The organism is Stenotrophomonas sp. 2201_Sma, from assembly GCF_056486685.1.
Window position 1 is genome coordinate 4,400,001 of the sequence record NZ_CM151329.1, and the last position, 2,500, is coordinate 4,402,500.

1 rRNA gene (running past both ends of the window) is annotated in these 2,500 nt (G+C 54.2%); it reads right to left on the reverse strand.

The window, feature by feature from the left end:
- Window positions 1-2,500 (reverse strand): 23S ribosomal RNA (locus ACZLIF_RS20190) (it extends past both window edges: 126 nt to the left, 254 nt to the right).

A 2,500-nucleotide genomic window follows, 5' to 3' on the forward strand; every position in this document is an offset into this window, starting at 1 on the left:
TTGAGGCGCGCTTCCCGCTTAGATGCTTTCAGCGGTTATCGCTTCCGAACATAGCTACCCGGCAATGCCACTGGCGTGACAACCGGAACACCAGAGGTTCGTCCACTCCGGTCCTCTCGTACTAGGAGCAGCCCCTCTCAAATCTCCAACGCCCATGGCAGATAGGGACCGAACTGTCTCACGACGTTCTGAACCCAGCTCGCGTACCACTTTAAATGGCGAACAGCCATACCCTTGGGACCGACTACAGCCCCAGGATGTGATGAGCCGACATCGAGGTGCCAAACACCGCCGTCGATATGAACTCTTGGGCGGTATCAGCCTGTTATCCCCGGAGTACCTTTTATCCGTTGAGCGATGGCCCTTCCATACAGAACCACCGGATCACTAAGTCCTAGTTTCCTACCTGCTTGATCCGTCGATCTTGCAGTCAAGCACGCTTATGCCTTTGCACACAGTGCGCGATGTCCGACCGCGCTGAGCGTACCTTCGAGCTCCTCCGTTACTCTTTAGGAGGAGACCGCCCCAGTCAAACTACCCACCATACACGGTCCCCGACCCAGATAATGGGCCCAGGTTAGAACGTCAAGCACGACAGGGTGGTATTTCAAGGATGGCTCCACTGCAGCTAGCGCCACAGTTTCATAGCCTCCCACCTATCCTACACAGACGAACTCAACGTTCAGTGTAAAGCTATAGTAAAGGTTCACGGGGTCTTTCCGTCTTGCCACGGGAACGCTGCATCTTCACAGCGATTTCAATTTCACTGAGTCTCGGGTGGAGACAGCGCCGCTGTCGTTACGCCATTCGTGCAGGTCGGAACTTACCCGACAAGGAATTTCGCTACCTTAGGACCGTTATAGTTACGGCCGCCGTTTACTGGGGCTTCGATCAAGAGCTTCGCCTTGCGGCTGACCCCATCAATTAACCTTCCAGCACCGGGCAGGCGTCACACCCTATACGTCCACTTTCGTGTTTGCAGAGTGCTGTGTTTTTGATAAACAGTCGCAGCGGCCTGGTTACTGCGACCCTCTTCAGCTATAGCTCGCACGAGCCACCAAAAAGGGTGCACCTTCTCCCGAAGTTACGGTGCCATGTTGCCTAGTTCCTTCACCCGAGTTCTCTCAAGCGCCTGAGAATTCTCATCCTACCCACCTGTGTCGGTTTACGGTACGGTCTGCGTAAGCTGAAGCTTAGGAGCTTTTCCTGGAAGCGTGGTATCAGTGACTTCGCCTTAAAGGCTCGTCTCGGTGCTCGGTCTTAAAGGATCCCGGATTTGCCAAAGATCCAAACCTACCGCCTTTCCCCGGGACAACCAACGCCCGGTACACCTAACCTTCTCCGTCCCTCCATCGCACTTACGCGAGGTGCAGGAATATTAACCTGCTTCCCATCGACTACGACTTTCGTCCTCGCCTTAGGGGCCGACTCACCCTGCGCCGATTAACGTTGCGCAAGGAAACCTTGGGCTTTCGGCGTGCGGGTTTTTCACCCGCATTATCGTTACTCATGTCAGCATTCGCACTTCCGATACCTCCAGCAGACTTCTCAATCCACCTTCGCAGGCTTACGGAACGCTCCTCTACCGCGCATAACAAAGTTATGCACCCCAAGCTTCGGTTCAGTGCTTAGCCCCGTTAAATCTTCCCCGCAGACCGACTCGACCAGTGAGCTATTACGCTTTCTTTAAAGGGTGGCTGCTTCTAAGCCAACCTCCTGGCTGTCTGTGCCTTTCCACATGGTTTTCCACTTAGCACTGAATTTGGGACCTTAGCTGTGGGTCTGGGTTGTTTCCCTTTTCACGACGGACGTTAGCACCCGCCGTGTGTCTCCCATACAGTCCGTCTCGGTATTCGGAGTTTGCAATGGTTTGGTAAGTCGCGATGACCCCCTAGCCATAACAGTGCTCTACCCCCGAGAGGATACATATGAGGCGCTACCTAAATAGCTTTCGAGGAGAACCAGCTATCTCCGGGTTCGATTAGCTTTTCACTCCTAATCACACCTCATCCCCTACCTTTGCAACGGGAGTGGGTTCGGGCCTCCAGTGCGTGTTACCGCACCTTCACCCTGGGCATGACTAGATCACCCGGTTTCGGGTCTACTGCCCGCGACTATGCGCCCTTATCAGACTCGGTTTCCCTTCGCCTCCCCTATACGGTTAAGCTTGCCACGAACAGTAAGTCGCTGACCCATTATACAAAAGGTACGCAGTCACTCCTTGCGGAGCTCCTACTGCTTGTACGCACACGGTTTCAGGTTCTATTTCACTCCCCTCTCCGGGGTTCTTTTCGCCTTTCCCTCACGGTACTGGTTCACTATCGGTCGGTCAGTAGTATTTAGCCTTGGAGGATGGTCCCCCCATGTTCAGACAGGGTTTCACGTGCCCCGCCCTACTCGTCTTCACTGGAATGGCCCTTTCAGATACAGGGCTGTCACCTTCTATGGCCGCTCTTTCCAGAGCGTTTTCCTAGAACCAATCCAGCTTAAGGGCTAGTCC